The sequence below is a fragment of the Sphingobium lactosutens DS20 genome, assembly GCF_000445105.1.
GTDB lineage: Bacteria > Pseudomonadota > Alphaproteobacteria > Sphingomonadales > Sphingomonadaceae > Sphingobium > Sphingobium lactosutens.
Map to the genome: position 1 here is coordinate 232,291 of NZ_ATDP01000092.1, position 26,050 is coordinate 258,340.

Sequence of the window (26,050 nt, forward strand, 5' to 3'; positions counted from 1 at the left end):
TGAAGGCGGAACGCGGGGGCGCGGCATATGGTTTATTCGGAGCAGAAAAAGTCGGACTTTTAAGGGTGGCAGGCGCTGGGCCGACGGCGTTGCGCCGCCCGCCCGTGCCAAGCCGTTACCGCCCGTCAGTCATGGTCGCGGCCACCGGCACCCATATAGAGCTCGCTGCCGGTTTCCTTGAACAGCTTGCTCATTTCTTCCATGCCCTTGAGCGCGGCGTCCTTGCTGGCCTGCGCCACTTCCGCGCCGGTGAGGCCCGCTTCGAGGAAGCCATCGGCGGGCTGGTTCTTCTTCGCGGCGAAGTCGCGCACTTCCTGCGTGATCTTCATCGAGCAGAATTTGGGGCCGCACATGGAGCAGAAATGCGCGGTCTTCGCGCCTTCGGCCGGAAGCGTCTGGTCATGATATTGTTCGGCCGTGTCAGGATCGAGCGACAGGTTGAACTGGTCGCGCCAGCGGAACTCGAACCGGGCGCGGCTTAGCGCATCGTCGCGGACCTGCGCGGCAGGGTGGCCCTTTGCGAGGTCGGCGGCATGGGCGGCAAGCTTGTAGGTGACGACGCCCACCTTCACGTCATCACGGTCGGGCAGGCCCAGATGCTCCTTGGGCGTGACGTAGCAGAGCATGGCCGTGCCATACCAGCCGATCTGCGCCGCGCCGATCGCGCTGGTGATATGGTCATAGCCCGGCGCAACGTCGGTGGTGAGCGGCCCCAACGTATAGAAAGGCGCTTCGCCGCAAACCTGCAGCTGCTTTTCCATATTTTCCTTGATCTTGTGCATGGGCACATGGCCCGGCCCTTCGATCATCGCCTGCACATCCTGTTTCCAGGCGCGGTGGGTCAGTTCGCCCAGCGTGTAGAGTTCGCTGAACTGCGCTTCGTCATTGGCGTCGGCGATCGAGCCGGGGCGCAGGCCGTCGCCAAGGCTGTAGGCGATGTCATAGGCCTTCATGATCTCCGTGATCTCGTCAAAATGATCGTAGAGGAAGGACTCCTTGTGGTGCGCCAGGCACCACTTCGCCATGATGGAGCCGCCGCGCGAGACGATGCCGGTGACGCGCTTGGCCGCCATCGGGATATAGGCCAGGCGCACGCCCGCATGGATGGTGAAATAATCGACGCCCTGTTCGGCCTGTTCGATGAGCGTGTCGCGGAAAATCTCCCACGTCAGGTCTTCGGCGACGCCGCCGACCTTTTCGAGCGCCTGATAGATGGGGACGGTGCCGATCGGCACCGGCGAGTTGCGCAATATCCATTCGCGGGTGTCGTGGATGTTGCGGCCGGTCGACAGGTCCATCACCGTGTCCGCGCCCCAGCGGATCGACCAGACCAGCTTGTCCACCTCCGCCGCGACGTCCGACGCGACGGCGCTATTGCCGATATTGGCGTTGATCTTGACCAGGAAGTTGCGGCCGATCGCCATCGGCTCGGATTCGGGGTGGTTGATGTTGGAAGGGATGATGGCGCGGCCCCGCGCGACCTCGTCGCGGACGAACTCTGGCGTCACATAGTCGGGGATGGATGCGCCGAAGCTCTGGCCATCGCGGATATATTCGGCGAGGCGAGCGCGGCCCAGATTTTCGCGCTCGGCGACATATTCCATCTCCGGCGTAATGATGCCGCGGCGGGCATAATGCATCTGGGAGACGTTGCCGCCGGCCTTCGCGCGGAGCGGGCGCTTGATGACATTGGGGAAGGGCTGGACGCCGCCGGTCCGGTCGGGGCCTTTGAGGCCATTATCCTCCGGCTTTACCGCGCGGGCGTCATATTCCTCCACGTCGCCGCGACCCATGATCCAGTCGCGCCGCAGCGCCGGCAGGCCCGCCATGATGTCGATGCGGGCTTGTGGGTCGGTATAGGGGCCGGACGTGTCATAGACGCGCACGGGCGGCTCGCCGCTCGAAGGTTCAAGGTCGATCTCCCGCATCGCGACCTTCAGGGGGCCAACATGAATCTTGCGCGACCCGCGAATGGGGCCGGTGGTCACGCGCATTTCGGTGCGGGCGGGGACGTCTGCCATGCTATGCTCTCCTTGCGACGGAGAGAGAGACTGCGGGCGGGTTGAAGGCTCGCTACCCTCCCTACGCCAGTGTCAACTGGATCAGGTTCAGCGGGTCGCGGCCACGTCAGCCGCCTCTCAACCGTCTGTGGACGGTCCCCCGGGGATGCTGGACATGATAGGGGCTTGGGCGCACAAGGTCCAGCAGCTTATGAGCCACGACAGCATCCCGGACCTTGGCACCAAAGCCGGCCGCAAGGCTTTCCGCCACGAAATGCGCATGGTCGCGGTGCGACCGCGCCGGTGGGGGTTGTGGCTGCTGACGGCGGGCGCACTGCTGATGATCCTGCCGTCCGCGCTCGACCTGCACGCCATTTTCGGCTGGTCGCCCAGCGTGCTGGGGATCATGCTGATCGCTGTCGCGTTACCCCTGCTGATCGCCGCTGCGGTGTTGCGGCGGCGCTATCGTCGGGGACGCATGACCATCTCCGGGGGGGACTGACCGCGCATGAAGAGGATTTTGACTTTGGTTTCCGCTGCCTTGCTGACCGGCGCGGGCGTGCCGCCCGCATCTACGCCCAACCCGTCGGATGACCCCTATATCTGGCTGGAGGACTGGACCGGCCCGCGCGCGATGCAATGGGTGGAGGCGGAGAATAAGGCGACGGAGGCCGCGTTTCAGAATGATCCGCGCTATGCCGGCTATTACGCGCAAGCGCTTGCCATCGCGTCAGCCAAGGACCGGATCGCGATGCCGATGCTGATCCATGGCCGCGTCTATAATTTCTGGCGCGATGCCGATCATCCCCAAGGCATCTGGCGCTGGACCAGCGAAGCCGATTATGCGCGCGAAGCGCCCAACTGGACCACCGTGCTGGACCTGGATGCCCTGTCGAAGGCGGACGGCAAGAAATGGGTGTGGAAGGGCGCGTCGATCCTCGACCCCGACGAACGGCTGGCGCTCGTCAACCTGTCGGATGGCGGCGAGGATGCGGTCAGCCTGCGCGAATTCGATCTGGAGACGGGCCAATTCGTGGACGGCGGCTTTTCCATCCCGACGTCCAAGCAGAATGAGGCGTGGCTGGACCGCGACACCATCCTGATCGCGCGCGACTGGGGGGACGGCACCATGACCAAGTCGGGCTATCCCTTCGTGGTCAAGGCCCTGAAGCGCGGCGAACCGCTGTCGAGCGCGCGGGAAATCTATCGCGGGGCGCAAAGCGATCAGGTCGGCACCTTCCCCCTCATCCTGTCGGACGGGTCGGGCAATCGCGCCGCCTTCCTCTATCGCGGCGTTACTTTCTTTGGCAACGAAACCTATCTGGTCGATGGCGCGCAGGTGAAGCGGTTGCCGCTGCCCGCAAAGAGCAATGTGCAGGGCATGGTGGATGGCCAGGTGCTCATCCAGACCAGCGAAGCCTGGCAAAGCGGCGGCGTCAGCGTGCCTACGGGCGCGCTGGTCGCCGTGCCATTGAAGGCGCTGCAATCGGGCGAGACGCTCAAGCCGCAAATCCTTTTCGCCCCATCCCCCCGCCAGTCGATCGACGGCGTAGCGGCGACGAAGAGCCATGTCATCCTGGCCTATAATGACAATGTGCGCGGCCGGGTGATGGTGCTGACACAGGGCGCCGCGGGATGGACCAGCAAGGCGGTCGACCTGCCCGATAATGCCACCATCTCTATCGCTTCGGCCAGTGACAAGAGCGACAAGGCCTATCTGTCGGTCGCGGGTTTCCTGGCCCCCACGACGCTATGGGAAATGGATGCCGCCAACCCGGCCCCGCGCCAGGTGAAAGCCATGCCCGCCCGGTTCGATGCCGACGGCCTGGTGGTCGAACAGTTCGAGGCGACGTCGAGCGACGGCACGAAAATTCCCTATTTCATCGTCCACGCCAGGGACATGAAGAAGGACGGATCGACGCCGACGATCATGACCGCCTATGGCGGCTTCGAGATTCCGATGACGCCAAGCTACGCCGCGATCACCGGCAAGCTATGGCTGGAGCGGGGCAACAGCTTCGTCCTTGCCAATATCCGCGGCGGCGGCGAGTTCGGCCCTGCCTGGCATGAGGCGGGCCTGAAGACCAGGCGGCAGATCATCTATGATGATTTTGCGGCCGTGGCGCAGGATATTTTCGCGCGCAAACTGTCCAGCCCGGACAAATTCGGCATTTACGGCGGGTCGAATGGTGGCCTGCTGATGGGAGTCGAGTTCAACCAGCATCCCGACCTATGGAATGCGGTGGTGATCCAGGTGCCGCTGCTCGACATGATCCGTTACGAGCAGATCGCGGCCGGTGCGTCCTGGGTCGACGAATATGGCAGCGTCAGCGTGCCCGAGGAAAAGGCGTTCCTCCAGACGATTTCGCCCTATGCCAATATCCGAAAGGGCGTGGACTATCCCACGCCCTATATCTGGACCACGACCAAGGATGATCGGGTCGGCCCGCAACATGCCCGCAAATTTGCCGCGCGGCTCAAGGAATATGGCATTCCCTACCATTTCTACGAGGATACCGCCGGCGGCCATTCCGGTGACGCCGACATTGAACAGGGCGCGCGGTTGCAGGCGATGCAGATGGTCTATTTCAGCCAGCGGCTGGAGGGGAAGGCAGCCAGCGAGAAATAGCGCGCTTAGTCGTTCCGGCCGATCCCCCGCTCGATCAACGCATTGGCGATGGCGGCGACCTCATCGGCCGGGCGGCTATCGTCCCACACGCCATAGCGCAGCCCAAGGAAGACGTTCATGCCCATGATCGCCCAGGCATGCACTTCCTCCACGTCCGGCCGCACATCGCCGCGCGCCGCCGCATTGGCAAGGCGCGCTGCCATGCGGCTGGCGGTATTTTCATAATGGGCGCGGTAGGCGGCCTGATCGACGAACTCCGCCTCGTCGATGATGCGGTAGATTTCCTTGTGCGCCCGCGCGAACTCCAGGAAGCTCAACAGGCCGATGCGTTCCGCGTCGATGCCGTCGCGCGCCTGCGCGATCCGGGGTGAGACATAGTCGCGCACCTGACCCGACATGTCATTGACCAACGCGCGGAAAATATCGTCCTTGCTGTCGAAATAGGTGTAGAAACTGCCCAGCGCGCAGCCCGCCCGGCGGGTGATTCCGCTGATCGACCCGTCGTGAAATCCCTTCTCGCCAAATTCCGCCGCTGCGGCCGACAATAAGGCGCGTCGGGTGCGTTCGCCGCGCGCGGTGCGCGGAGCCTTGTCATCCTTCGCGGCGTCGCCTGCGCTCATCTGCCTCTCCCTCTCCTGTGTTCTTTTTGCCGCAGTTACGCCCCGCCGACAGACTCCTCCTTATTTGAAGTTGAAAGCTGGTTCAACTTTCATTATCGAATCGGATCAAGGACGCGATCCGGCAGACCGGGCGCCCCATATTCAGGAGAGGAGTCCCCATGAAGGCCCGTCAGACCATCCGCACATTCGCGCTCGCCTCTGCCGCCTGGAGCGGCCTCGCTGCCCTTCCCGCGCTGGCGCAGGACGCCGCGACGCCGCCCGCCGCCGCCAGCGAAGAGGACAGCGCCGCCATCGTCGTCACAGCCCGCCGGCGCGAGGAAACGCTGGTCAGCGTGCCGATCGCCGTCAGCGCCTTTTCCGGGGCGGCGCTGGAACGCAGCGGCGCGATCGACATTAGCGACCTCGCCAATGTGACGCCCAACACCACGCTGGAAGCATCGCGCGGCACCAATTCGACGCTGACCGCCTTCATTCGCGGCGTGGGCCAGCAGGATCCGGTGTCCGGCTTCGAGCAGGGCGTCGGCATCTATCTGGATGATGTCTATCTCAACCGGCCGCAGGGCGCGCTGCTGGACATTTACGATGTCGAGCGGATCGAGGTGCTGCGCGGGCCGCAGGGCACGCTTTATGGTCGCAACACCATTGGCGGCGCGGTCAAATATGTGACGCGGATGCTGCCGCAGGAATTTTCGCTCAAGGTGAAGGGGACCTATGGCAGCTATGACCAGGCCGATGGCATCATCAGCGCGTCTGCGCCGATCGGCGACCTGATCCGCGTCGGCGGCGCCTTCGCCCGCCTGTCGCGCGGCGGTTTTGGCAAGAACCTCACCACCGGCGAGGATAATTACAACAAGGATATCTGGGCCGGGCGCGCCACGTTCGAGATGGGCGGCTATGGCGAGCCGGTGCTGATGCGGATCACCGGCGACTATACCAAGGATAACAGCAATGCGCGCGGCGGCCACCGCCTGATCCCGGGGCAGGTTTCGGGCGCGCCGGTGCTGGACGATGTGTTCGACACACGCGGCGGCCTGGCCGACCCCAGGCAATATGTGAAGTCCTACGGGCTTTCGATGAATATTTCGGCCAAATTGTCCGACGCGGTGACGCTGCGCTCGATCAGCGCCTGGCGCAAGGATGACAGCGCATCGCCGATCGACTTCGACGCCCTGCCCGCTGTCGATGTCGACGTGCCCGCCTATTATTTCAACGAACAGCTCAGCCAGGAATTCCAGCTGCTCTACGACAACGGGCCGTTAAAGGGCATGGTCGGCTTCTATTATCTCGACGCCAGCGCAGACACTCAGTTCGACGTGCGCCTGTTCACCACGGTGCCGGGCCTCACCGCCTTCACCCAGGCCAATGTCGATACCGAAACATATGCGATTTTCGGCGACTTCACCTTCGACATTTCGCAGCAGCTGAGCGTGTCGGCGGGCGGGCGCTATACCTGGGACAAGCGCCGGGCCGACATTTTGCGGCAAAATTATCTGGGCGGCGGATCGCCCGTCTTTGGCGGGGCGGGCACGGCCTTTGGCGCACCCAGCACCAATTTCCGGGGCGAAAGCGAATTCAAGAAATTCACGCCGCGCCTGTCGGTCAGCTACAAGCCGACGCCAGACCATAATATCTATGCCAGCTGGTCCAAGGGGTTCAAGGGCGGCGGCTTCGACCCGCGCGGCGTGGGCGTCAACGCGCCGGACCTCAATGGCGACGGCATCCGCCAGGACAGCGAGGTCGCATCTTTCTTGGGCTTCGCGCCCGAGGAAGTCGACAGTTATGAAGTGGGGTATAAGGGCAATCTGATGGACGGCGCGCTCTATGTCGCGCTCGCCGGCTTCTATGCCGATTACAAGGATGTGCAGATCCCCGGATCGGTCGCCTGCGACGTGGGGGGCATCCCGTCCTTCTGCGGCGTCGTATCGAACGCAGGCAAGGCGACGTTCAAGGGCGTCGAGTTCGAAAGCAATGCGCGGCTGGGCCGCGACATGATGACGCCGGGCGACCGGCTGAACCTGCAGACCGCGATCGGGTTCATTGACGCGGAATATAAGGAATATATCACCAATATCGGCGGCGTGCCGACTGACGTCGCACGATATCGCGAGGTGCAGAATACACCCAAATGGACGGCGAGCGGCACCTTGTCCTACCAGACGCCCGTGGGCGACGGCAGCCTCTACGCCGGGACCACCGTGTCGTGGCGGTCCAAGACCTATCAGTTCGAAATCCCCAACCCCTATATCGACCAGAAGGGCTATGCGCTGTGGGACGCCAGCATCGTCTACACGGCGCCCAGCGACCGCTGGAGCATCGGCCTGCACGGCAAGAATATCCTGGACAAGGAATATAAGACGTCGGGCTACACCTTCGTCGTCGCCGATCCGACGACAGGCGCGATCGTCAACAATGCGGCCGGATTCCCGACCCCGTCGCTGGGCCGCGAAGGCACGCTGACCGCTTTCTACGGCAATCCGCGGCAGGTGTTCGTGACGGGATCGATCAAGTTCTGATCTGGCTTGATTGGCAAGTCGAAAATGTCCGTTCGGCCTGAGCAGAGGCTGGGCGTAGTCGAAGCCTCGTATCGAAGGAACAGGCGCATCCCTCCTTCGATACGCCATTTCGGCAGGCTCAATGGCTACTCAGGACGAACGGAATGAGAGTATGTGATCGCATGACCGAACAAACCGCATCCCCCCGATACCGCGCCGTCGTGCTGGCGATGCTGTTGCTGGTTTATACGTTCAACTTCCTCGATCGACAGATTCTGGGCATATTGGCGGTGCCGATCAAGGCGGACCTGAAGCTCAGCGATACGCAGCTTGGCGCTTTGGGCGGCATCGCCTTCGCATTGCTCTATTCGACGCTGGCGATCCCGCTGGCGCTGCTGGCCGACCGGACCAGCCGCACCTGGGTCATCACCGTCAGCCTTGCCATCTGGAGCGGTTTTACGGCGCTGTGCGGCGTGGCGTCCAGCTTCGCGCAGATGTTCCTGTTCCGCATCGGCGTGGGCGTCGGTGAAGCGGGCGGGGTCGCGCCATCCTATGCGGTGATTTCCGACTATTTCCCGCCGCATCAGCGCGCGCGGGCGCTGTCCATCTATTCGCTGGGCATCCCGCTGGGGTCGGCGGGCGGCGTGCTGCTGGGCGGCTACATCGCGCAGGTGGTCGAATGGCGCACCGCCTTCATCGTTGTGGGGCTGCTCGGCATCCTGATCGCGCCCGTCTTCCGCCTGGTCGTGCGCGAACCCGCCCGCCCGGTTCAGGCCGCCGACGCCGTGCCGGTCAGCGCCGTGTTCGGCATATTGGCGGCCAAGCGCGGCTTCTGGCTGCTGGCGCTGGGCGCGGCGTGCAGTTCGATGTGCGGTTATGGCGTCGCCTTCTGGCTGCCCAGCCTGCTAATGCGCAGTTTCGGCCTGGACCTGATGGGCGCGGGACAGTTTCTGGGCGGATTGCTGTTGATCGGCGGGGTGGCCGGCGTCTTGCTCGGCGGTTTTCTGGGCGACCGGCTGGGCGGCCGCGACAAGGCCTATTATGCCTGGGTGCCGGCGGTCAGCTATGTGGTCGGTATGCCGCTGTTCGTGATCGGCGTGCTGTCCGACAGCGTCTCCTTTGCCTTTGCGCTGTTCCTGATCCCGCAGGCTTTGGTCTATATCTGGCTCGGTCCGGTGCTGACCGCGGTCCAGCACCTTGTCCCCGCGCATATGCGCGCGAGCGCGGCGGCAAGTTTCCTGCTCATCAACAACCTTGTCGGCCTGGGCCTGGGCAGCTGGGCGGTGGGCAGCCTGTCGGACGCGCTGACGCCGGCCTATGGGAATGAGGCGCTGCGCTACGCTATCGTTGCGGCGCTGGGCTTTTACCTGCTCGCCGGCCTGTTCATGGCGCTGGCGGGCAAGGCGTTGCGTCGCGACTGGGTGGCGGCGTAATCCCTCAAGAAACGGGAAACCCTGCAGGGACCGTTTCTCGACGTCGCTCGAAACGAACGGAGCGGACGTTATCGCTCCCTGGTGGCGCTGAACTTTACTTGGGGGTGGCGTTCCTGTTGGTAGCCGATGTCCCAGGCGCTCTTGGCCATGAAGACGAGGTTGCCGTCGCGATCCTTGGCCATGTTGGCGCCATTATAGGCGACCAGGTCCTTGATCGCGGCGTCGTCACCGCTGATCCAGCGGGCGGTATCGAAGGGCGAAGGTTCAAGCCCCGCCGCGACCTTATATTCCGCCTCCAGTCGGGAGATCAGCACTTCGAGCTGAAGCTGGCCGACGACGCCGACGATCCACTGGCTGCCGATTTCGGGGTAGAAAACCTGGATGACGCCCTCTTCGGAGAGGTCGTCCAATGCCTTGCGCAATTGCTTGGTCTTGGTCGGGTCCTTGAGCGCGACGCGGCGCAGGATTTCGGGCGCGAAATTGGGGAGGCCGGTGAAGCGCAGGCCCGGTTTTTCCGACAGCGTATCGCCCACGCGCAGCGCGCCATGATTGGGGATGCCGATGATGTCGCCGGGAAAGGCTTCGTCGGCCAGTTCGCGGTCCTGCGCGAAGAAGAGGATGGGCGAGTGGACGGCGAGCGGCTTGCCCGATCCTGAAGGGGTGAGCTTCATGCCGCGGCGGAACTTGCCCGAAACGAGGCGCATGAAGGCGATGCGATCGCGGTGCATCGGGTCCATATTCGCCTGCACCTTGAAGATGAAGCCGGTGACTTCGCTCTGGTCGGGTTCGACGGCGGCGGGTTCGGCGGGCTGGGCGCGCGGCGGGGGAGCGTGCTGGCCGAGCGCGTCGATGAGTTCGGTGACGCCGAAGAGCTTGAGCGCCGACCCGAAATAAACAGGGGTCAGATCGCCCGCGCGATAGCGGTCGAGATCGAATTCCGCATAGCCGCCCTGCGCCAGTTCGGCTTCCTCGCGCAGCCGTTCGAGGGCCTGTTCAGAGAGGAGTTCGCCAAGCTTCGGATCGTCGAGGCCCGAGACATGCGCCTCCTTGCCTTCGAACTCGCGCGACGGGCCGGTGGGCTGGCGCAGGCGGTTGGTGGCAAAGTCGTAGATGCCTTCGAACTCGCCGCCCATGCCGGCGGGCCAGCTCATCGGGCAGACGTCGAGTTGCAGCTGGTCGGCGACCTCGTCCAGAAGGCCGAAGATTTCGCGGCCTTCGCGGTCGACCTTGTTGACGAAGGTGATGATGGGAACGTTGCGCAGGCGGCAGACCTCGAACAGCTTGCGCGTCTGCGGCTCGATGCCCTTGGCCGCGTCGATCACCATGACGGCGGAGTCAACGGCGGTCAGGGTTCGGTAGGTGTCCTCGGAAAAATCCTCGTGGCCGGGCGTGTCGAGCAGGTTGAAGGTGATCGTCTCGCCATCGCGCGTGCGCTCGAACGTCATGACCGAGGAGGTGACGGAAATGCCGCGCTGCTGCTCGATCTTCATCCAGTCGGAGCGGGCGCGGCGGTTGGCCCCGCGCGCCTTCACCTCACCGGCAAGGTGGATCGCGCCCCCTTCCAGCAGCAGCTTTTCGGTGAGCGTGGTCTTGCCCGCGTCCGGGTGCGAGATGATGGCGAAGGTGCGGCGGGAGGGGATGGTCATATTCGGTCCAGACAAACAACAGCCGTTCGTGCTGCGTAGGGACTGAGCATGGCGAAGGCCCGTATCGAAGCATTCGTGCCCAGTCCGATCCTTCGATACGCCATTTCGGCTTCGCTCAATGGCTACTCAGGACGAACGGAAACGGGGCTATCTAGTCCGCAACAAGCGTCACGTCCATGCGGAAGCTGCGGCTGTCGCCCGGCAGCAGCGCCATGATGCCGGGCTTGTCCCACACATCGCCGTCAAAGCCCACCGGATCGGCCATGCCGGCCCAGGGTTCGACGCACAGATAATGGGCGCCGGGCTTTTGCCAGAGGCCAAGCCAGGGCGTGTCGGGGAAGTCGATTTTGAGGTGCGGTTGGCCCGGCACGCCCCAGGTGAGCGAGCGGCTGGCAAGATCGTCCCAGATCAGCGCGTCACCTTCAAACATGGCATAAGTGGGAGCGAGCGTGTCGCCTTCGACCGGTGAGGCTTGGCTGTCCCGCGCGATGAGGCCGGGTTCTGCCCCCACACGGCGGATCGGCGCCGGCTCAGGCTTTTCGAAGACGATGCGGTGATCCTCCACCGCGCCGCCAAAGGGAAGCGGCCAGGCGAAGGCCGGGTGATAGCCGAAGGAAAAGGGCATGCGCGCTTCGCCGCGATTGCCGACGGTCGCGGTCATGCGCAAGGTTGCGCCTTCGATCGCGAAACGCATGTCGAGGCGGAAGTCGAACGGATAGAGGGTGCGCGTCGCCGCGTCCGCTTCGAGCCGCAGCAGCACATGATCGGCCGCCTGCTCTTCCAGCGCGAAACATTCGCGACGCGCAAAGCCATGTTGGGGCATGGGAAATGCGTGGCCGCCCAGACGGTAGACATCCTCGCGCGAGCGCCCGACGAAGGGAAAGAGCAGCGGCGCATGCCCCGTCCACCAGCGTGGGTCGGCGTCGGTCATCATCTCGCGACCCTGCGGGTCCGTGAGCGACCAGAGTTCCGCCCCCACAGGGTCAATCTGCGCGGTCAGCGACGCTGAACGTATGACGAAGCGATTTTCGGGCAAGCGGGCCTCCGGCAATGACAGGACGCGCATATCAATGCGCCGCCCACCTGTCTGCCATCATGTCGTTTCGCTTCTGGAACCAGAGGGGTTCATCGCCGGTTCTGCAGCCGGAGGATCGAACAATGAAATATATGGGATTGGCCGTGATGACCGCTACTCTGCTGGCGGGAACAGCGTCGGCGCAGGAAAAGGAAAAAAGGGACGACACGATGGACAAGGCCGGGCGGATCGCGAGCCAGCCGGCGCGCGACATCGGCCTCGACAAGGATGACATTCCGCCGATCCTGACCGAGGCGGTGGACAATCCCTATGCCGCCCCGGCCAGCCGCAGCTGCAAGGGGCTGAACCGGGAACTGGGCGCATTGAACGCCGTGCTGGGCGACGATTTCACCGCGAGCAAGGAAGCCAATGAGAATCGCACGGGCAAGATCGCGGAGGCGGTCGGCAAGACGGTGGTCAATTCGCTGATCCCGTTTCGCGGCCTGGTGCGCGAGATCAGCGGCGCCGCGCCCGCCGAGCGCCGGTTGCAGGCGGCCGTGACCGCCGGCATTGCGCGCCGCGGCTATATTCGCGGCATGGCGGCGGCCAAGGGATGCAAGATCGCGCCGATCGCGCCGGAACCGGCAGCGAAGGGCGGTAACAAGAAATAAGCCGGAAACGGTGCTCCCGCCCCGGCGGGAGCACTCTGCCTCTTATCCCCGCAGGGTCGCGCCCAGCTTGCCGGCGGCCTTGACCACCGATGCGCTGATCGCCTCCAGCTCTTCCTGGGAAAAGCTTTTGTCCCCCGGTTGCAGCGTGACTTCAATGGCGAGCGACTTTTGCCCGTCCTCGACCCCGGGTCCCACAAAGACGTCGAACAGGCGCACGTCGACGATGGCCTTCTTGTCCGCGCCGCGCACCGCGCGCACGAGAGCATCCGCTTCGACATCGGCGGGCACCAGAAAGGCGAAGTCGCGCTTGACCGCTTGCAGGGCAGGCGGCGCATAGGGCGCGCGCAGCGCCCCGCTCTTGCGTTTGGGCGGAATGGCGTCGAGGAAAATCTCGCCCGCCACCACGGCGCCCGACAGGCCGAACTGCCGCGCCAGGCTGGGGTGCAGCACGCCATATTCGGCCAGCATCATCTTGGGCCCCAGGCGCAACGTGCCGGACTGGCCGGGATGATAGGCGGCGGACGCTTCGCCAAAGCCTTGCAGATTGGCGACCGGGGCGCCGGCTGCGGCCAGCAGCGCGATCACTTCGGCCTTGGCGTCGAAGGCGTCGAACGGCTGCGCCTTGCCCGACTGCCAGCCACGCGCGACCTTTTCCCCCGCCAGCACGAAGCCGACCGTCGCGCGCTCGCCCTGTTTGAAATAGCGGCGGCCCAGTTCAAACAAACGGACCGACGCGGCGCCGCGATCGACATTGCGCTTCGTTGCGGAAAGGAGGCCCGGCAGCAGCGAGGGCCGCATGACCTTGAGATCCTCCGAGATCGGATTGGCCAGCGTCCAGTCGCCGCCACCCACGGCCGCCGCTTCCTTTTCGGAAAGGAAGGACCAGTTGATCGCTTCGGCCAGGCCTCGCGCGGCGGCGGTGCGGCGTACGCGCCGTTCGACCAGCTGTTCGGGCGTGGCGGTGGGGCGGGCAACGCCGGGCGTGCGCGGCAGCGGGGTGGAGGGCACATGGTCCAGCCCGACGATGCGCACCACTTCCTCGACAAGGTCGGGCCAGCCATCGACATCGCGCCGCCAGCTGGGCACGGTGACGGTCCAGTGGCCCGGCACGCTGACGGGCATGCCATCCTGATATTCGACGCTGTCTGCGTCACCCGACACGGCAAAGCCCAGGCTTTCGAGAATGCGCTTCTGTTCGTCAGCGGGCACATCCACGCCGGCAAGCGCGAGGCACTGATCGGGTGTATAGGCAATGGTGCGCAAGGCGAGAGGCAGCGCACCTGCGCGCGTCGCCTCGCTCGGCGTGCCGCCGCACAGGGTCACGACCAGGCTGGTCGCGATCGACAGCCCGTCGTCCAGGAAGGCGGGATCGACGCCACGCTCGAACCGGCCGCGCGCGTCGGAGGTGAGCGCCAGCTTCTGTCCGGTGACAGCGATCCGTTCCGGCGTGAAATAGGCGCATTCGATCAGCACGTCGCTCGTGCCGTCCTGCGCGCCCGAATGTTCGCCGCCCATGATGCCGCCAATGTCGTGCACGGCTTCGTCGTCGGCGATGACGGTCATGCTCTCATCGACCGTGTAGGTCTTGCCATTGAGCGCCAGCACCTGTTCGCCGCTGCGCCCCTTGCGCGCGACCAGCCCGCCTTTCAGGGTTGCCATGTCATAGACGTGGAGCGGGCGGCCAAGGTCGATCATGATATAATTGGTGATGTCGACCAGCGCGCTGATCGGCTTCTGGCCGATCGCCTTCAAGCGCCGCGCCATCCAGTCGGGCGAGGCGCCATTGGTGACGCCGCGCACGGTGCGGGCGTAGAAAGCGGGGCAGCCATCGGGATCGTCGGTGCGGACGTCCGGTCCCGGACCCGCGCCCTCGATCGTCGGCACGATGATGGCATTGAGCCAACCAAGGCCGGCGGCCGCGAGATCGCGCGCAATGCCGCGCACACCCATGCAATCCTGCCGGTTGGGCGTCACCGACACGTCGATGACCGGATCGTCAAGCCCGGCCCAGTCAGCATAGACGCGGCCGACCGGCGCGTCGGGCGCGAGTTCGATGATGCCGTCATGATCGTCGCCCAGCTCCAGCTCGCGGGTCGAACACATCATGCCGTTGGATTCAACGCCGCGGATTGCGGTCTTCTTCAGCACCATGCCGTTGGATGGGACCACCGCCCCTTCCAGACCGAAGACGCCGATCAGGCCCGCGCGGGCATTGGGCGCGCCGCATACGACCTGCAACGGCTCCCCATCGCCATGATCGACGGTCAGCACCTGCAGCTTGTCGGCCTGCGGATGCTTGTCGGCGGTAAGCACCCTGGCAATCTTGAACCCGGCGAGCTTTTCGGCCGGGTTTTCGACGCCCTCGACCTCCAGGCCGATGGCGTTCAGCGTCTTGAGGATGGTGGCAAGGTCGGCATCGGTATCAAGATGCGTCTTGAGCCAGCTCAGCGTGAACTTCATGCGCCCACTCCCCCGCTCAGCGTCGGCACGTCCAGCGCCGAGAAGCCATAATGTTTGAGCCAGCGCAGATCGCCGTCAAAGAATGCGCGCAAGTCGTTCATCCCATATTTGAGCATCGCCAGCCGATCGACCCCGGTGCCGAAGGCGAAGCCCTGCCACTCGTCGGGGTTCAGCCCGCACGCCTCGATCACGCGGCGGTTGACCATGCCGCTGCCCAGCACTTCGAGCCAGCCGCCGTCCGCCGCGTCGCCATCGCCGCCGATGATCCGCTGCCCGTTGACGAGGGTGTAGCCGACGTCGACCTCGACCGACGGTTCGGTAAAGGGGAAATAGCTGGGCCGCAGGCGCAGGACGATATCCTCGCGCTCGAAAAAGGCCTTGAGGAAGGTTTCCAGCGTCCATTTGAGATGGCCGAGCGTGATGCCCCGGTCGATCACCAGACCTTCGATCTGGTGGAACATCGGCGTGTGGGTGGCATCGCTGTCGCTGCGATAGACGCGACCCGGCGCGATGATGCGAATGGGCGGCGGCTGGTTCATCATCGTGCGAATCTGCACCGGCGACGTATGGGTGCGCAGCAGCATCTTTTTCTGCCCCTCCTCGTCGGGGAAGTAGAAAGTGTCGTGCATCGCGCGCGCCGGATGGGTTTCGGGAATGTTGAGCGCGGTGAAGTTGTGCCAGTCGTCCTCGATCTCAGGCCCGGTGGCGACGGAGAAGCCGAGGTCGGCGAAGATTTCGGCCAGTTCGTCCATGACCTGGCTGACGGGATGGACGCTGCCTTGCGGGCCGATGTCGGCGGGCAGGGTCATGTCGACCTTTTCGGAGGCCAGTTTCGCGTCGAGCGCGGCCTGCTCCAGCTGCGCCTTGCGCTCGGCGAGCGCGGCGGTCACGCTTTCGCGCAAATCCTGGATCGGCGGGCCTTTTTCAAGACGCTCCTCGGGCGACATGGGGCCGAGCGTTTTCAACAGGCCCGTGACGACCCCGCTCTTGCCCAACGCCCCCACCCGCAACGCTTCGAGCGCGTCCAGCGTATCGGCGGCGGCGATGTCGGCAATCAGGCCGGTCTTGAGTGCGCTAATTTCGGTCATATCATTCCCATGGGCCATAATGGCAAAGCGTCGCGTTGCGCCTTAGCGACGCGAGCGCTGCATGGAAAGGGTCAGGCCCGCGCCCCCAGCAGCGCGCCGCCGAAGCCGATGAAGAGCAGGCCGGTGCCGCGGTTGAAGAGGCGCTGGCGGTTGGCGGGGGCGAGCCAGCGCTTCAAACGACCGCCGCCCAGGGCGTAGACGCCATACCAGAAGCTTTCGATCACCACGAAGCTGGCGATCAATATGGCGAGCTGCGTCCAGAAGGGACGATCGAGGACGATGAACTGCGGGAAGAGCGCGGCGGCGAAGATGATGAGCTTGGGATTGGAGAGGCCCGTCAATAACCCGGTGGCAAAGAGCGCATGGTCGGATTTGGCGGGACGCGCGGCATCGCCCATGTCCACGGGCGCGCGCCACGCCTTGACGCCGAGCCAGACCAGATAGGCGACGCCGGCATAGCGCAAGACATCGAACAGCCGCGGCGAAGCCTTGAGCAGCGCGCCCAGACCCAGCGCCGAGGCGATGAGACATAACAGGACCGCGCTCATCAGGCCCGCCATCGTCGCCAGCGCCTTGCGCGGGCCATGGGCAATGCTCTGCGCCATGACGTGCAGCATGTTGGGGCCGGGCGTCGCCGAGATGAGGAACACCGCCGTGACGTAAATCCACCAGAGATGCAGCGACATGGGACTGTCCTTCAATCAAGGGTCGACTCAGTATCCGCTTGCCCTCAGCCGATCAAAGGGCGGTTCTGCCTGAAGAGAAGAACGGGGCTTCGACAAGCTCAGCCCGAACGGTTGTGGATATGCAAAACCCAAAAGAAAAAGGGCGCCTAAGGCTGATGCCCCGGCGCCCCTTTTAGACGATCTTGCGATCAATCCGCTCAGGCGGCGGGCAGCGCGGCCTTCGCCTGGGCGATGATGGCGCTGAACGCTTCGCCTTCATGCATCGCGATGTCGGCCAGGACCTTGCGGTCCAGTTCGACGCCGGCGAGCTTCAGGCCATGCATGAACTGCGAATAGGTCAGGCCTTCGGCGCGGACGCCGGCGTTGATGCGCTGAATCCACAGACCCCGGAAGGTCCGCTTCTTCACCTTGCGGTCGCGATAGGCGTACTGGCCGGCCTTTTCGACGGCCTGGCGCGCGATGCGGATGGTGTTCTTGCGGCGGCCATAATAGCCCTTCGCCTGATCCAGAATCCGCTTATGCTTCGCCTTGGTGGTTACACCACGTTTAACACGTGCCATAGGTCAGACTCCTCTTACTTCAGGCCGTACGGCGCCCACAGGCGCACATGACCGGCATCGGAATCCGACAGCACGCTGGTGCCGCGATTCTGGCGAATATATTTGGCGTTGTGGCTGATCAGGCGGTGACGCTTGCCAGCGACGCCATGCTTGACCTTGCCGGTGGCGGTGAATTTGAAGCGCTTCTTCACACCGCTCTTGGTCTTCATCTTGGGCATTTTCGTCTCCTTATCTGGCGCGACGATTACAGACAGCCACGGCAGCCCTCGTTAGCCGGGCGGTCACACTGAATATCGCGAAGGGCGGCCCTTAGTGACCTGCGGCGCAAAAGGCAAGCGATTCGGACCCAAAGCGAGGCGATGACGTTGATGCTGCCATGGCCGATACCGAACCCGACGCGCACATGACAGTGACGACCGTGGCGACCGGTGGCGGGGCGCGCCATCCTGTGCGCCGCGCACAGGTCCGCTGGCGCGCCCTGCCCCTGCCCGCGCGCGTCGCGATCGGGATCGTCGGCTTGCTGTTTGCCATCTGGCTGATCCTGTTCGTCACCAAGGGGCGGTTTCTAAAGCGGCCGTTCGAGCATGTGCTGGGCAACAGCCTCAATCGGCAGGTTCGGGTGGACGGGGATTTCCAGCTCTATTTCGCGCCGATCACGATCAAGTTTCTGGCCGAAGGCATGCGCGTGTCGAATACCAGCTGGGCGAGCCGCCCCGATGTGTTTCGCGCCGACCGCATCGACAGCCGGATCGCGCCGCTGAGCCTGATCGTCGGCGACAAGGTGCGCGTGCGCTGGCTGGAATTGCGCAATGGCGCGGTCGATCTGGAATGGTCGCGCGATCATCAGCACAATACATGGACCTTTGGCGATCCCACGAAGAAGGGCAAGCCGCTCAACCTGCCGCTGGTGAGCCGGGCCTTGCTGACCGGGACGACGTTGCGCTTCCGCGATCCGCGCATGCAATTGGGCGTTGATATCGGGTTCGAGACGGTGAAGGCGCGCGATACGCAATTTGTGAGCGAAGTGCGCTTTGCCGGCGATGGCACGATGCGCGCGCTGCCGTTCCGGGTGAAGGGCGGGCTGCTGTCCCCCGATCAGACAGTGACGGGCGGGCGCAACCAGCTGGCCGCGCGGATGGACGCGGGGGAGACGCGCGTCGATGTTTCGGGCACGCTGCCGGGCGCGACGCAATTGGAAGGCAGCGACCTTCAGATGGTGGCGCAGGGTGGCAATCTGGCGCGGCTATTCGACTTTCTGGGCGTAGCCATTCCGCCGACGCGCAGCTATCGCTTCACCAGCGACCTCACCAAGGCAGGCGAGGAATGGCGCTTCACCCATTTGAAGGGCAAGTTTGGCGACAGTGATCTGGCGGGGCGGTTCACCGTATCGCAGCCAGGCGGGCGCACGCTGATCAAGGGCGATCTGGCGACGCAAAAGCTGGACATTATCGATGTGGGTCCGTTCATCGGCTATGATCCGGAACGGCTGGCGACGCAGGGCGGCAGCGGGGCGATCATGACGGTAGCGGGCGCGCCGCGTGTCTTGCCGGACACGCCATTAAGGGTCGAGGCGATCCGCAATTTCGACGCCGATGTCCGCTACAGCGTCAGGACGGTCCGCGCGCCCAATGTGCCGATTTCCAATGCGGCGGTGACGGTGAAGCTAGACAAGAGCCTGCTGACACTATCGCCGCTGACGTTCGATATGGCGGGCGGACATGTCGCGTCGGACATCAGCATCGACGCGCGGCAAAGGCCGGCGCACACGGACTATGACATTCGCCTGGCGCCAACGCCCATGGGCACGTTGCTGGCGCGATGGGGCGTGGCGGAATCGGGCACCAACGGCACGATCAAGGGTCGGGTGCAGATGACCGGCATCGGCGATTCGCTGCATGATTCGCTGGGCACCGCCAATGGCCGCATCGCCGCGATCCTGCCTGCGGGCACGATGTGGGCGCGCAATGTGCAATTGTCGGAAATCGACGTCGGCACCTTCATCACCAAGATGTTCGAGAAGAAGCTGAAGGAGCCGGTCGAGATCAACTGCGGGCTGATCGCCTTTACCGTGCGCAATGGCGTGGCGGCGGCGGACCCGATCCTGATCGACACCAAGAAGAATGTCATGATCGGCCGGGGCGGATTTTCCTTCCGCAACGAAAGGCTGGACCTGGCCTTTCGCGCGGACGGCAAGAAGATCAGCCTGTTTTCCGGCCAGTCGCCGGTCGGCATTGGCGGCTATTTCGCGCAGCCGCGCATCAGCGTTATCAGCCCCGACCTGATGGCGCGCGGCGGTGCGGCTGCGGCGCTGGGCGTCGCGGCGACGCCGCTGGCGGCGGTGCTGGCCTTTGTCGATGTGGGCGATGCCAAGGGCGCGGCGTGCGGACCGGTGCTTGCCGGCGCCACGGCGCAGGCGCAGCGCACGAAGAGCGGCAAGCCGCGCGACGATGTCGGCCGCGGCACCACCGCCAAGGATGAGGCGGGCAAGGGCAGCAAGGCGGAGAAGAAGAGCCAGGACAAGAAGTTCCTGGGCATCTTCTGACCGGACGCGACGGCTACCTGAACGGTCAGAAACAGGCGATCGCTGCCACCCTACTCCGCGGCGGGAAGGGCGCGCGCCTCATCCGACTGTGAGTCGCGAATGAGCAGTTCGAGAGGCTCGACGGCCTCGATTTCCTTGCCCCCGGTTTCGACGTTGAGATCGCGGAAACGGCGGCCAGCGGGGAGGACGCTGCGATCGAAGCTGCCGACGAACTTGTTATAATTGTCGACGGCGCTGCTGAGACCCGAGCCAAGACGTTTGAGATGCGTCGCCGCCGTCGCGAGCCGCTCATAAAGTTGCTTGCCAAGGTCGGCGACCTCCTTGGCCTGATCCTGCAATTTGGCCTGACGCCAGTGGCCGGCCAGCGTGCGGGCGAGCGGCAGAAAGGTGGCGGGGCCGCAGATGATGACGCGGTTGCGCGCGGCGCGTTCCCACAGATCCATGTCCGCTTCCAGCGCGGCGGTGACGAAATTGTCGCCGGGCACATACATGATGACGAAGTCGGGCGCCTTGTCGAATTGCTCCCAATAGGCCTTGCGCCCGAGCGCGTCGGCATGGGTGCGCACGGCGCGGGCATGGTCGGCCAGGAATCGGTCGCGGGTCGTGCCATCGACCGATTCGACGGCGTTGAGATAGGCTTCGAGCGAGCATTTGACGTCGACCACCAGTTGCTGGTCGCCGGGCAGGCGGATGATGAAGTCGGGGCGCAGGCGGCCGTCTTCGACCGCGACCGACACTTCCTCCTGAAAATCGACGAAGGGGGACAGGCCGGCGGTTTCGATGAGGTTCTTGAACTGCTGTTCGCCCCAGCGGCCGCGCGTCTTGGGCGCGGCGCGTAGAGCGTTGACGAGCTTGGCGGTTTCCTCGCGCACCTGCCCCTGCCCCGCATGGACCATGGCGATCGCTTCGCGGAGCTCTGCATAGCTGCCGACCCGGTCCTTTTCCACGCGCGCCAATCCTTCCTCATAGCGTTTGAGCGTGGTTTCGACCGGAGAGAGCAGCGTCTTGAGCTGGGCCTCGCTCTTTTCATGCGCTTGGGCGAAACGCTGGTCGGCGCGGGTGAGGAATTGTGACTGGGCGGTTTCGAGCAGGCGACCGCCGATTTCGCTGAACTGTGCGGACAATTGCTCCTTGGCGTCCTTGAGCGCGGTGATCTGTTGCTCGAAGGCGCGGGTGCGGGCCTGAATGTCGGATTGCAGCGCGGCGAGGTCGCGCAGCGCGACTTCGCGTTCGGCCTGCACCGCCTGAAGCCGCGCGTCGGCGGCGGACTGGAGCTGCTCCAGACGCTGGGCGGCGGCACGCTGCGCCTCTTCATGCCGGACGATCTGGGCCGTGGCCTGGGCCACTCGTTCCTGTTCCACCGCTAGTTCGGCGATGGCGGCGTTGCGCTGCGTCGTCGCGGTTTCGAGCCGGGCGGCGAGGTCAGCCTTTTCAGCGGCAAGAGGCGCGGTGGAGCGGGCGCGCAGCAGCCAGCCGACGGCCAGGCCGACAAGGAGCGCCAGGATGAGGAAGAGAGCGGCCAGACTGTCCATAAGGGTCCTTTTGGGAACGAAACAGGAACCTAGCGGCATGACCGGCGCGCGGCAAGTGTGACAGGAAAGGCGACAGGTCGAAAAATAGTGCCAGATGATTAGTTAGCTACCTAATTACATAAGGTATTCGCTTTCTTCCGGTTCTGGTCCGGTCAGTGAAAATCGCGGGATTTGGGCAGGATGCGCACGTCGCGCGGATGGCTGCCGGTGCGCGGATGCTGGGGATGGAGAAATTCGTCGGCGCGTGACAGGGCGATACGCGGGCGCAGCGTTTCGCTGAGCCGGTCGAATTCGGCGGTGCGATCATGGACGCGGCTGGCCATCAGGTGGACGACGCCTTCGCGGCTGCGCTGGATTTCCCCTTCCACCAGCATCAGCCGGCTGGCCATGACCGGGCGGCGCTGCATTTCGAACAGGCGCGCCCAGAGCAGGATATTGGCGATGCCGGTTTCATCCTCGATGGTGATGAAGACGGCGTTGCCCTTGCCCGGCCGCTGGCGCACCAGCACCACGCCCGCGACCCTGACCTTCGCCCCGTTTTTAGCGGCCCCCGCCTGCGCGCAGCTGAGCGTGCCTTCGGCGGCGAAGACGGGGCGCAGAAACTGCATGGGATGCCCCTTGAGCGACAGGCGCGTCATCGCATAGTCGGTCGTCACCTGTTCGGCGAGCGGCATGGCGGGCAGCTGGGCATCCGGCTCCGCGCCCAGTTCGTGCGCGTCGTCCCGCCGTTGGCGCGCGGCGGCAAACAAAGGCAGCTCGTCCGAAGGCGTGCGCCGCGCCTCCCACAAAGCGGCGCGCCGGTCCTGCCCCAGCGAGCGGCAGGCGTCGGCATCGGCGAGCAAGCGCAACGCCCGCGCCGGCAACCCGGCCCGCCGCGCCAGATCCTCGATGCTGATGAACAGGCCGCCATCCGCGCGTGCCGCGACCAGTTGCGTCGCCCAACTTTCGCGAAATCCGTCGACCTGACGAAAGCCCAGGCGCAGCGCCAGCGCCCGCCCCGTTCCTTCGCCACGGTCGCTGCGGCGCGAGCGCAGCAGGGGTTCGAGATGATTGTCCCACCGGCTCATATTCACGTCGACGCCATGGACCGCCACGCCATGTTCGCGCGCGTCGCGCACAAGCTGGGCGGGCGCGTAGAAACCCATCGGCTGCGAATTGAGGAGGGCGCAGGCGAAGACGGCGGGCTGGTGGCATTTGATCCAGGCCGAAACATAGACGAGCCGCGCGAAGGAGAGCGCATGGCTTTCGGGGAAGCCATAGCTGCCAAACCCTTCAATCTGGCTGTAGCAGCGTTCGGCGAAATCGCGTTTATAGCCGCGCCGCACCATGCCGCCGATCATCTTTTCCCGGAACTTGTCCATGCCGCCGACATGGCGAAAGGTTGCCATCGACCGGCGCAGCTGGTTCGCTTCCGACGGGGTGAATTCGGCCGCGACGATGGCGAGCTTCATCGCCTGTTCCTGGAACAGCGGCACGCCATAGGTCTGTTTCAGCAGATCGCGCAGTTCATTGGGATTGTGCGGCGGATCGGGCGAGGGAAATTCGGGTTTTTCCAGCCCCGCGCGGCGTCGCAGATAGGGGTGGACCATGTCGCCTTCGATCGGGCCGGGACGCACGATCGCGACCTGGACGGTAAGGTCGTACAGCTCGCGCGGGCGCAGGCGCGGCAGCATGTTGATCTGGGCGCGGCTTTCCACCTGGAACACGCCGATGCTGTCGCCCCGGCAGAGCATGTCGTAGACAGCCGGGTCGTCGGCATCGAGATCGACCACCAGCTGGTGATCGCCAAGGCCATGGTCGCGCATCAGGTCGAACGCCTTGCGGATGCAGGTGAGCATGCCGAGCGCGAGCACATCGACCTTCATCAGGCCGAGCGCGTCTATGTCATCCTTGTCCCATTCGATGAAACTGCGGTCGGCCATGGCGGCATGGTGCAGCGGCACGGTTTCATCGAGCCGATTCTGGGTCAGGATGAAACCGCCGACATGTTGGGACAGGTGGCGGGGAAAGGGCGCTTCGAGCAATTGCCCGACAAGCTCGCGCAGGCGCACGATCTGCGGATTGGCGAGATCGAAGCCCGCTTCGCTGATACGCTGTTCGTTCATGTCGCGCGAATAGCTGCCCCAGATGGTGCTGGAGAGGCGGGTGACGATATCGTCGGACAGGCCCAGCACCTTGGCCACTTCGCGGATCGCGCTGCGGGAGCGGTAATGGATGACGGTCGCGGCGATGCCGGCGCGATGGCGGCCATAGCGGTCGTAGATATATTGCATCACCTCCTCGCGCCGCTCATGTTCGAAATCGACGTCGATATCGGGCGGTTCGTCCCGCTCCTCCGACACGAAGCGGGAAAAGAGGAGGTCATGTTTCTGCGGATCGACGGAGGTGACGCCGAGCAGGAAGCAGACCATCGAATTGGCGGCGGACCCGCGCCCTTGGCACAATATGCCCTTCGTCCGGGCGAAGGCGACGATGTCGTAGACGGTCAGGAAATAATAAGCATAGCGTTGTTTGGCGATGAGGGCGAATTCCTCATCCAGCAGCTGGCGGACCTTGTAGGGAATGTGCGGGCCGTAGCGGGCATGGGCGGCGCTGATCGTCAGTTCCTCCAGCCATTGCTGCGCGGTCCAGCCTTCGGGCACGGGTTCGTGCGGATATTCATAGCGCAGCTGGTCGAGCGTGAAATGGATGCGGCGCAGGAAGGCGCTGGTCTGCGCCACCGCGTCAGGACAGGCGCGATAAAGACGCGCGATTTCCACAGGATCATGGAGATGGCGTTCGGCATTGGCCTCCAGCAGCCGCCCCGCCTTGCCGATCGTGGTGCCCGCACGGATGCAGGTCAGCACATCCTGAAGCGGGCGCTGCGCGGGGCTGGCATAGAGCGCATCCATGGTGGCGAGCAGCGGCACGCCGGCCTGGTCCGACAGGCGCTGGAACCGCGCCAGCCGCCGCGCGTCGCGCCCGTCGCGGCACAGCGGCGCGCCCAGCCACACCCGCCCCGGCGCGAGCCGCGCGAGCCGTTGCAGCAAAGCGCCAAGGTCGGCCGGACGCGGCGGCGGCACAAGGCTGAGATGGCCATGCTGCACCAACTCCCCCGGCGGGCGGTCGGCAAAATCATAGTCCACCGGATTGCGGTGGGCCTGCTGCTGCGTCGCGGTGGAGGCGGGCAGCACGATCAGCAACAAGTCGTCGAGATAGGCGGTCAGATCCTCATAATGGAGGATGCAGCCGCCCTTGACCGCGCGCAGATTGCCGACCGTCAGCAATTTGGTGAGTTCGCCCCATCCCCGCCGGGTCGCGGGATAGGCAACGATGTCGGGCGTGCCATCGGCAAAGACGAGCCGCGCGCCGACGACGAGGCGCAGGTCGATGCGGCAGGCGGCCTCTTCATCGGCATTAAGATCGGGCGGCAGGCCCGCCTGCGCCTTTTCCTCCAGCAGGGCGGCGCGGGCGCGGTCCTGCGCCTTCTTGCGCGCGACATGGGCGCGCACCACGCCCGCCACCGTATTGCGATCGGCAATGCCGATGCCGGCCAGCCCCAGTTCCATCGCGCGGGCGACCATGTCGGACGCATGGGACGCGCCGCGCAGGAAGGAAAAGTTGGTCGCGGCGACCAGTTCGGCAAAGGCGGGCGCCGGATCGCGCACCGGGGGGAGCGGTGGGGGAGGCGGCGGGCCGGCGTCCTTGCGCTGCGCGCGCACGGCCTCCAGCGCGTCGAGTTCGTGCCGGTCGATGGATTTGGGCCGGGCGGGATCGGGATAGCCGCGCCTTTTGCGCCCCCCGCTCATGCGAACAGGCCGTGGATATACCAGACGGGGTGCGGCGTCTCTGCGCCCTGAAGGCCGTGACGGAAGATCCAGTACCGCCGGCCGCGCGCATCCTCCACACGGTAATAATCGCGCGTGCGGCCGATGGCGTCGCCGGCGGTGGCGCCATCGCTGGCATGCCACCATTCGGGCGCGATCCGTTCCGGCCCTTCATAACGGGTGACGTCATGCAGCGCCCGGCGCCAGCGAAAGCGATGCGGCGGACCGTCGGGCAGCAAGGCCACCACCTCGATCGGCTGGGGCGGGTCGAACAAATGAAGCGGGCGCATCGGCGGGTCGCCCGGCTCTGCGGCGGCATCGCCCGGTTGCTGCCAAGGTTCGGGCGCGCGCGGTTCCACCGCCGGCAACGCCAGTTGCGCCTGTTCGGGAATATGGCTGTCGCACGGGGCGAGGCGCTGGATGCGCGCGCGCCCGGCGCGGATCGACAGGCGATCGACCAGCGCGGCGACGCTGTCCTGCCGCCGTGCCTCCCCCCCTTCCAGCGCCAATTGGGTGGGGGCGAGCTTTTCCGCCTGGGGCACGGTGAGGCGCAGCATGTCAAAGCCAAAACCGGGGTCGATCGGGTCGGACAAGGCGTCGATCCGTTCGCGCATCAGGCGCAGGATGGCGGGCGCGTCGCGCACCGGCAGGCTGGTTTCGACGCGCAAGGGGAAGGCGAGGCCATCGCTGCGGAAAAAGACCGCTTCGAACCGGCGACCGCCCTCCCCGCGTTCGGCAAGGCGATCGCCCGCTTGCGCCGCCATCTCCTCCAATATTTTGAGGGCATAGGCGGTGCTGCCGATCGGTTCGGCAAAGCGCCGGTCGATCCGCACGGCGGCGCGCGCGCGGCGCGGCGCGAGCGGGCGATGC

General features: G+C 65.1%; 17 protein-coding genes, 1 pseudogene and 1 riboswitch. Of the genes and pseudogenes, 6 read left to right on the top strand and 12 right to left on the bottom strand.

Annotation, left to right across the window (positions count from 1 at the left end; translation table 11 throughout):
• Window positions 1-125: 125 nt before the first annotated feature.
• A complete protein-coding gene (gene thiC, locus RLDS_RS42980) occupies window positions 126-2,021 on the bottom strand; it encodes a phosphomethylpyrimidine synthase ThiC (RefSeq protein ID WP_021226607.1) in 1,896 nt (631 codons plus the stop codon).
• A gap of 41 nt (window positions 2,022-2,062) precedes the next feature.
• Window positions 2,063-2,173, bottom strand: a riboswitch (TPP riboswitch).
• Between the two features lie 2 nt (window positions 2,174-2,175).
• Here thiC and RLDS_RS42985 point away from each other — a divergent pair.
• Together RLDS_RS42985 and RLDS_RS42990 are read left to right on the top strand one after the other, a co-directional pair.
• Entirely contained in the window at window positions 2,176-2,502 is a 327-nt protein-coding gene (locus RLDS_RS42985; protein WP_236616863.1) for a hypothetical protein, read from the top strand.
• Between the two features lie 6 nt (window positions 2,503-2,508).
• The gene (locus tag RLDS_RS42990; RefSeq protein WP_021226609.1) at window positions 2,509-4,629 is read left to right on the top strand and encodes a prolyl oligopeptidase family serine peptidase; all 2,121 of its coding nucleotides are present in this window, start codon (window positions 2,509-2,511) and stop codon (window positions 4,627-4,629) included.
• Window positions 4,630-4,634: 5 nt separating this feature from the next.
• Here RLDS_RS42990 and RLDS_RS42995 read toward each other — a convergent pair whose 3' ends face one another.
• On the bottom strand, window positions 4,635-5,249 hold the full coding sequence (locus tag RLDS_RS42995) for a TetR/AcrR family transcriptional regulator (protein ID WP_021226610.1): 615 nt from the start codon (window positions 5,247-5,249) through the stop codon (window positions 4,635-4,637).
• 158 nt (window positions 5,250-5,407) lie between these two features.
• Here RLDS_RS42995 and RLDS_RS43000 point away from each other — a divergent pair, with 158 nt between their 5' ends.
• Both RLDS_RS43000 and RLDS_RS43005 read left to right on the top strand, forming a co-directional pair.
• Window positions 5,408-7,762 (top strand): TonB-dependent receptor, encoded by a 2,355-nt coding sequence (locus tag RLDS_RS43000; protein ID WP_021226611.1) that lies wholly within the window; start codon window positions 5,408-5,410, stop codon window positions 7,760-7,762.
• Window positions 7,763-7,923: 161 nt separating this feature from the next.
• A complete protein-coding gene (locus RLDS_RS43005; RefSeq protein ID WP_021226612.1) occupies window positions 7,924-9,174 on the top strand; it encodes a spinster family MFS transporter in 1,251 nt (416 codons plus the stop codon).
• A gap of 68 nt (window positions 9,175-9,242) precedes the next feature.
• On the opposite strand, the gene RLDS_RS43010 is transcribed toward RLDS_RS43005, so the two are convergent.
• Window positions 9,243-10,820 (bottom strand): peptide chain release factor 3, encoded by a 1,578-nt coding sequence (locus RLDS_RS43010; protein WP_021226613.1) that lies wholly within the window; start codon window positions 10,818-10,820, stop codon window positions 9,243-9,245.
• 151 nt (window positions 10,821-10,971) lie between these two features.
• Window positions 10,972-11,886, bottom strand: coding sequence for an aldose 1-epimerase family protein (locus RLDS_RS43015; RefSeq protein ID WP_021226614.1), 915 nt, complete (start codon window positions 11,884-11,886; stop codon window positions 10,972-10,974).
• Between the two features lie 92 nt (window positions 11,887-11,978).
• On the opposite strand from RLDS_RS43015, the gene RLDS_RS43020 reads away from it, so the two are divergent.
• Window positions 11,979-12,506 carry a hypothetical protein gene (locus RLDS_RS43020; protein WP_021226615.1) on the top strand — a complete coding sequence of 176 codons (528 nt, stop codon included), beginning with the start codon at window positions 11,979-11,981 and terminating at the stop codon, window positions 12,504-12,506.
• Window positions 12,507-12,548: 42 nt separating this feature from the next.
• Here RLDS_RS43020 and pheT read toward each other — a convergent pair whose 3' ends face one another.
• From pheT to rpmI, 5 genes are all read right to left on the bottom strand, one after another.
• Window positions 12,549-14,966 carry a phenylalanine--tRNA ligase subunit beta gene (gene pheT, locus RLDS_RS43025; RefSeq protein ID WP_021226616.1) on the bottom strand — a complete coding sequence of 806 codons (2,418 nt, stop codon included), beginning with the start codon at window positions 14,964-14,966 and terminating at the stop codon, window positions 12,549-12,551.
• Window positions 14,963-16,054, bottom strand: a complete 1,092-nt coding sequence (pheS, locus tag RLDS_RS43030) for a phenylalanine--tRNA ligase subunit alpha (protein ID WP_031298350.1) — start codon at window positions 16,052-16,054, stop codon at window positions 14,963-14,965. The genes pheT and pheS overlap by 4 nt, the downstream gene beginning before the upstream one ends.
• Before the next feature lie 71 nt (window positions 16,055-16,125).
• Window positions 16,126-16,740 (bottom strand): LysE family translocator, encoded by a 615-nt coding sequence (locus RLDS_RS43035; RefSeq protein ID WP_021226618.1) that lies wholly within the window; start codon window positions 16,738-16,740, stop codon window positions 16,126-16,128.
• A 197-nt stretch (window positions 16,741-16,937) separates the two neighbouring features.
• The gene (gene rplT, locus RLDS_RS43040; protein ID WP_007711871.1) at window positions 16,938-17,300 is read right to left on the bottom strand and encodes a 50S ribosomal protein L20; all 363 of its coding nucleotides are present in this window, start codon (window positions 17,298-17,300) and stop codon (window positions 16,938-16,940) included.
• 14 nt (window positions 17,301-17,314) lie between these two features.
• Entirely contained in the window at window positions 17,315-17,518 is a 204-nt protein-coding gene (rpmI, locus tag RLDS_RS43045; RefSeq protein WP_009823219.1) for a 50S ribosomal protein L35, read from the bottom strand.
• Between the two features lie 158 nt (window positions 17,519-17,676).
• Between rpmI and RLDS_RS43050 the strand changes: the two genes are divergently transcribed.
• Window positions 17,677-19,842 carry an AsmA family protein gene (locus RLDS_RS43050; protein WP_021226619.1) on the top strand — a complete coding sequence of 722 codons (2,166 nt, stop codon included), beginning with the start codon at window positions 17,677-17,679 and terminating at the stop codon, window positions 19,840-19,842.
• Between the two features lie 50 nt (window positions 19,843-19,892).
• Here the strand turns inward: RLDS_RS43050 and rmuC are convergent, their stop codons facing one another.
• From rmuC to RLDS_RS43065, 3 genes and pseudogenes are all read right to left on the bottom strand, one after another.
• Window positions 19,893-21,374, bottom strand: a complete 1,482-nt coding sequence (gene rmuC, locus RLDS_RS43055; RefSeq protein WP_021226620.1) for a DNA recombination protein RmuC — start codon at window positions 21,372-21,374, stop codon at window positions 19,893-19,895.
• 152 nt (window positions 21,375-21,526) lie between these two features.
• Window positions 21,527-25,162 (bottom strand): error-prone DNA polymerase, encoded by a 3,636-nt coding sequence (locus RLDS_RS43060; protein WP_021226621.1) that lies wholly within the window; start codon window positions 25,160-25,162, stop codon window positions 21,527-21,529.
• Window positions 25,159-26,050 (bottom strand): annotated as a pseudogene (locus tag RLDS_RS43065) (DNA polymerase Y family protein); the annotation flags it as partial. The gene RLDS_RS43060 and the pseudogene RLDS_RS43065, both read right to left, overlap by 4 nt.